Source organism: Pseudobacteriovorax antillogorgiicola, from assembly GCF_900177345.1.
In the GTDB taxonomy this organism is placed as follows: domain Bacteria; phylum Bdellovibrionota_B; class Oligoflexia; order Oligoflexales; family Oligoflexaceae; genus Pseudobacteriovorax; species Pseudobacteriovorax antillogorgiicola.
This window is the reverse complement of sequence record NZ_FWZT01000003.1, coordinates 412,860-418,870: the sequence shown is the minus strand read 5'-3', so window position 1 is coordinate 418,870 and position 6,011 is coordinate 412,860. Positions and strand designations below refer to the sequence as shown.

5 protein-coding genes are annotated in these 6,011 nt (G+C 46.0%); 3 read left to right on the top strand and 2 right to left on the bottom strand.

What is annotated here, in order from left to right; translation table 11 throughout:
* On the top strand, window positions 1-308 hold a 308-nt coding region (locus B9N89_RS32390; protein ID WP_143478128.1), incomplete at its 5' end, for an integrase core domain-containing protein.
* 52 nt (window positions 309-360) lie between these two features.
* Entirely contained in the window at window positions 361-1,521 is a 1,161-nt protein-coding gene (locus B9N89_RS06175; protein WP_268808688.1) for a 7TM diverse intracellular signaling domain-containing protein, read from the top strand.
* Window positions 1,522-1,579: 58 nt separating this feature from the next.
* Here B9N89_RS06175 and B9N89_RS06170 read toward each other — a convergent pair whose 3' ends face one another.
* Together B9N89_RS06170 and B9N89_RS06165 are read right to left on the bottom strand one after the other, a co-directional pair.
* Window positions 1,580-2,068: a Dps family protein gene (locus B9N89_RS06170; RefSeq protein WP_132315771.1), complete on the bottom strand. Its 489-nt coding sequence runs from the start codon at window positions 2,066-2,068 to the stop codon at window positions 1,580-1,582.
* Between the two features lie 187 nt (window positions 2,069-2,255).
* Window positions 2,256-4,808, bottom strand: a complete 2,553-nt coding sequence (locus tag B9N89_RS06165; RefSeq protein WP_159455179.1) for a TonB-dependent receptor domain-containing protein — start codon at window positions 4,806-4,808, stop codon at window positions 2,256-2,258.
* Between the two features lie 695 nt (window positions 4,809-5,503).
* On the opposite strand from B9N89_RS06165, the gene B9N89_RS31265 reads away from it, so the two are divergent.
* Window positions 5,504-6,004: a hypothetical protein gene (locus B9N89_RS31265; RefSeq protein WP_159455178.1), complete on the top strand. Its 501-nt coding sequence runs from the start codon at window positions 5,504-5,506 to the stop codon at window positions 6,002-6,004.
* Window positions 6,005-6,011 lie beyond the last annotated feature (7 nt).

The window sequence follows — 6,011 nt, the reverse complement described above, 5'->3', positions numbered from 1 at the left end:
CACTCAAATACCATCGCTACTTCAAAGCTTGGTATGAGAGCCCAGAAGATGCTAGTGAATGCTTGCAAAAGTTTTTTGGTTGGTACAACACTGAGCATCGACACATAAATCTTGGCTTGATGACGCCTGAAACTGTTCATCAAGGTAAAGATAAGTCTGTAGCTAAGAAGAGAGCTGCGGTTCTCAAGCAAGCTTTTGAAGCCTATCCAGAAAGGTTTCCAAAGTCCGGACCTAGACTGCCAGTACCCGCTGATTCTGTGGGTATAAATGTACCGGTGGTAAGGAAGTCTATACCCGTTTTGGGGTGATTGTTATACTAAACTTTCACCCTAATTGTCTCAAACACCCTGACATATTCCGGTGGGTGGTGTCTTTGTTAGCCTATATGTTTTGAAGTTTCTTGATCTTGAATGCAAATCACAGCCAATGAACAAGGTGATAAAGCTATTTGCTCTTGGATTCGCTACTTGCTTTGGCATATACTTCTTTAACAAATCCCTAAGTATGGTAGCTACCAGCTTTATATCAATTTTGATTGCTTTTGTTGCACCAGCTTATGCGTTAATTCGATACTTTCAAACGAAAGAAAAGCATGTTTTAATATTCATTATTGCTTATGGGACATTTCTTCTTAGTGTCGTTCTACAGATCTTTAGCTGGATGGTTTATAACGTTTTCGAGTCGAACCACATCTTGTTCTACGGAATGGCCGCTGAAAATATTTTTATGCTGATGGCAATGGGCAATAAGATCAATCAAACAGTTAATGAAAGGCTTAGATTTAATCGCAAGATGCAGCATAGCTATGATCAACTCGCGAAAGTGTTTTATCCTCATCAGCTTAGTTTGATCGAAAGTGGTGGAGAGTTGGAAAATAGTATGCCTGTAGGTATCGATCGAGCTTGTGTGATTTGTTTTGATATCGCTGGCAGTTCAAAAATCGAAGGAATCAACAAAAAAGAATTTTTTCGCGATGTTTTCACTGAATGTGGTGCCATTATGAATGCAAATTACTCCGGTGAGCATCTGATGTGCAATGCTTTTCGAATAAAGGAAATGGGAGACGGCTTTATTTGCTCCGTAGGTTTTCCTTTCAAGAGCCCACATGAAAACATACATCAAGCTGCTATCGAACTTTCGAATGACTTTATCTCTGCGTTTAACGAAATAGTAGAGCGTTATGATCCTCTTCACCCCATCTATTGTAGCGTTGGAATCGCTGAGGGTGAGGTCGAGGCGTTTTATCCTAAATCTAAGCCGATAGAGTACGATCTCTACGGTAGAGGTATCGTGCTAGCTACGAGATATGAGCAAATGAGAAAAGTCATACTAGAAAAGCTAGGACTCGCTGGAAATATGGTTATTCTTCAAAAAGAGGTCTACGATCACCTAGCAGATCAGGGCCCATACCAGGAACTGTGTTTAGCCAATATGAGCTTGAAGGTTCGCGATAACGAAGATACTGCCTATCTCTATTATCAACTTTTGAGCGAGCAAAATGAATTAAACGCTAGTGCATGAGCATTGTTAGTGCGCGGTACAGTATTGTTAGGAAAGCCTCCGCTGGGGAGGCTCGAAATTACTTACCAAGGCTACGAAGCATCCAAGCTGCTTGCTCGTGGAAATCTCGGCGTTCGCTCAGCATATCAGCTGTCGTTGAGTCGCCATGCTTTTCCGCAACTTCGATAGACTCTTTAATTTTTGATACCAGTGACATGTGATCGTCAACTAAAGTCTTGAGCATCTTTTCGGAGTCCAGAGCACCGCCTTCGACTTCTTCGATACTGCTCATCTGGGCGTACTCTTTGTAAGAGCCCGGAGCGTAGAAACCGAGGGCACGAATCCTCTCTGCCAGAGTGTCAACTGCAAGTGCTAGGTTCTGATAGTGCTCCTCTGTCAAAGTGTGGATTCCCACAAAGCGAGGGCCTTCGACATTCCAGTGGAAATTCTGCGTTTTCAAATAAAGAGTGTACGTATCAGCTAGAGACTGTGCGAGAACTCCGGCTACGGGTTCACGTTGGTCTGAACCTGCTAGATCGTCTGACTGTTTCAATTTAAAGTTACCCATATCGCATCTCCTTAATCGAAAATTCCTAATCTGCTAGTAAGAAGTCTAGCTGAGCCATTCTAAGAATACCATCAGCTAGAATCCCTAGCTAGATTTTACATGCTAGCGAAGTGGATAGGGTTTGTCCTGCAACCAATTGAGGTGTGTCAATAAGGAAGTGTGGGAGCCAGGTCGGCTCCCTATAAGATTAGATTCTTTGGCTGTATCCTAAGTAGTAGCTCGTTCCTGTGATGTTGTAGATGTCTATATCAACGCCACCTGCTTCAGGATCGATGGGATAGCGCTTTTGGAGGACGTTGATTGCTCCCAGCTCAACCGTGCTGTCGATGGGGGTTGTCCAAGTGTAGTTCACATCCCACTCCACATGAGCAGGCATCTTCGCTCGTTCGCCCTGAACTTCAACGCCCTTGTAGTCACCAATGGTTCGCGCAAGAAGCTGAACACCGTGGTTTCGATCGATAGATTGGTAAGTGAACGTCGTGTTGTTCCGGTAGATAGGACGATCGTCTAGGCCACGAAGCTCTTCAACACCAAGGCCTGGAAATGGTTCTTCTTTATAGCTAAGAATGTGAGAGTGCATGGTGTCGAATTTAAGGCGACCGATTCCAAGGTTGAGGCGGTAGCCAGCTTGGAGAGTGACTGTTTTTACTTCACGGCGGGCTAAGTTCAAGTTTGGTGCGGTCATGAGAACAATGCGGCTGTTGCCGTCGCGCTCAATTTTAACTCCGTATTGCTCTACATCGATGCCACGCTCAACAGCGTCGAGAATACCTGAAAGCGCGGAGTCGGTGTCCCGACTGATGACATCTTCCAAGACGATGTCGTTATAGTCGAGGCTCAAGTTGAAATCGGCGGTGGGCTGGTAGATCAAACCGATGTTGAAGGAAACGAAGGTTTCTTCTTTAAGATCGCGGTTACCGCCTTGAACGGTTTCGTGCTGCTGAGCTTTACAGTCGTTTGCGTTATCAGGGTTTGCTTCACAGGCAACGGGATCGAAGAACCTAGGGAAGCCGTTGGATGGACCATCGTAGAGCTGATCCAGATCCGGTGCCTTAAACCCTGTTCCGTAACTGGTTCTCAGGAGGAGGCTATCAGCGATACTATAGCCAAGGGATAGTTTTGGGTTTAGTGTATCACCAAAATCGCTGTACTCATCGTAGCGAGCTGCAATCTGAACTTCTAGATCTTCTATTGGCAGCAAACCGAATTCGAGAAACATGGATTTGACATCACGACTGCCATCACCTTCACCGGCAATACCAGACGTTACGTTACTACGAAGGGTGAGGTCGTCGTACTTGACATGATATTCATCTAGAGCAAATGAACCGCCGATAGCAAAGGCCCAAGGGCCGGCACCAAGTTCCATGATTTCACCGGAGATCCTGGCATCAACTTGTCGCTGCTGACTGATCTGCTGGGAGAATGGCTTGTAAGAAAATGAATCGAGGTTATTAAGCTCAGAGGAACTAGGATCAAATGGGTTGTAAGCGCCGGTGTTAATGGCGTCAACCACCTTGTCTTTGACAGCTATGCCCTCAGTTGTCATGTTGAGTCGGCTTGTACGTGCCTGAGAAACACCGACCATCCAATCGTAGTTATTGAGTAGAACACCTTCAAATCCGGTTGCAAGCTGGATAGTATTGATTTCCTGACGGAACTTACGTGGTCCAAGCTCTAAGAAACGGTAGTCGAATTTAACCTGCTCACCCGGTTCGATCTCAGGAAGTAGATCAGATAACCCTAGTTCATCAGCTGCTTCTGCGGATATCACGAGGCCACGAGACGGTGAGGGGGCAAACTGATCGCGAGTTCTGGCCTGGCTTACACCGAAGGAAGTAAATAAGCTCACGTCTGGAGTGATATCGTATTGGTAGTTAAACATACCGGACAGTCGCTTCACCTCAGGCTTTACATCGGAGTACTTGGTGTAATCGAAGCGACACTGGCTAGTGCCATCGCTATTAGTGACGAGGTCAGCAGCAGGACAATCAGGGAAGGCATAGGAGTTATCATTGGCATCGTAATAGGTACCTGGGTTGCCGGTGCTACTGGTTAGACCAGCTTCACCGACACGATTGCTAGAACGGATTGACTCTTCTTCGGTATAGGATACAACCCCAACGTAGTTAGAGTTTTCATCTGCCGAGCCACCGATCCAGCCCGCTGTGGCTTTGCCGCCACCTTCTTCTTTAGTCCAGCTCTTTCTAGCGAAGAACTCGCTACCGCTAAAATCCTTACGGGTGATGATGTTCACCACGCCACCAACCGCATCAGAGCCATAGAGGGCCGAAGCGCCTTCATTCAAAATTTCGACGCGTTCAACTGCAGTTGTAGGAATTAAGCTAAGGTCGGGAGCTTGAAGCAGAGGGTCTTTTAGCAGACGTCTACCATTAAGTAAAACAAGTGTTCTCGTTGCTCCAAGGCCCTTCAAACTTACGGTTTCAGCACCTGCTGCTGCATTTCCTGATGTTGACGACCGTGCTCCGAATGATGAGCCTGTGTAATTTTTAAGAAGCTGCGACACTGTGTTTGCGCCAGAACTAGAGATATCATCCCGAGAGATAGAGATGACGGGAGACGCACCCTCGGAGTCGATTCGTTTGATATGAGAACCGACAACTTTCATCCGCTCTGGTTTTTTATTTTCCTGATTCGTTTCTTGTCCTAGCGCCGGCATGGCCAGAATTCCCAGAAGGATTCCATAGCCAAGCATAGAATGTCTTGGGATGATTTTCATGGGTGTCTCCTTTAACAAAACATCAATGTGCATTTTGGTAAAACCTGATCCCTTTTACTTGTATTTTAATAAAATGTCTTGTTGAAAATTATAATATTGGGGTGTGGAGTTTAGATTTGATGCCTTTTTAAAGGCAAAAAAATACGATGACGTAGGTAAATATATCTAGATAATTCACTTGAGAACTTATGTTCACTTGTTATTTGATTGAAAAATACAGAATCTCACAGAATGCCTGGAATGGCAGTCGGTACTTTTGAGGACTAACTGTGCTACAAAATTGTCTACGTAAATGCCGTTGCATCGCCAAATGAAGCGGCATGGCAGTTTAGTGGAAGTGATACGATACTGGCCTCGGTCTGACTTGGGCCAGGCATAGAGAACCCGGTGGCTAGAACCGTAAGAAACAAATATTACTGGAATAAAGTTCATAATGACGGATTTCGGGCTAAATATCGACACTGTCCCTATGGGCACTAAAAAGCCTGGTATTTTCCGTCATTTGCCTTTCTCGCTCAGAATAGCCCTCAATCCCTATGCGATTCCTGAATGGCTCCCGATCTCGCTCCAACCTTTCAAGCCTTGTCTTTATAAGAAGTTACGTAATTTCCATAGAACGAAGACACCGGCACGGTGCTTGCGATACTTTTGCGTCTGGTGACACGAGAACCAAAGAAACTTAAGAGGGTACCGAGATGAACAAGTGTGTAAGCTTACTTTACAGCTGGCTCTTCCTATTATTACTAGGAACCGCCTGTGGAGTTGATCAAGAGACCAATGCTGGAGCCTATATGCGCAATCAGCAAGGCGAGCAGCAGCCAGTGAGTTCGGCACCTCGTCAGCCTGATGATGAACCAGGCAGCGACGATGTCGATGACGAGCCAGTTGATAATGAAGCGGAGCCAGAGGAAGAAGCTGAAGAGGAGCCGGAAGAAGAAGAAGAAGTTGATCCAGCAGTTCTAGCGGCTCAACAGGCGGCTGCGCTTGTAGCCCAGGGTAAGCAAATTTATGAGGGCCAGTGCATGGGTTGCCACCAAGCTCCAGCGGCGACGACACTGAACTCGAACACAGCCGCCCAGTTCGCTGCCAATAAAGATATTGCCCCTCACGTTGGTGCTGGCATTAATAACAATTTCCCCAACGCGGCCATGGCCGAAGCTGTAATTGCATTTCTTGCTGATGCGGCGGCAAATTAAAATATGG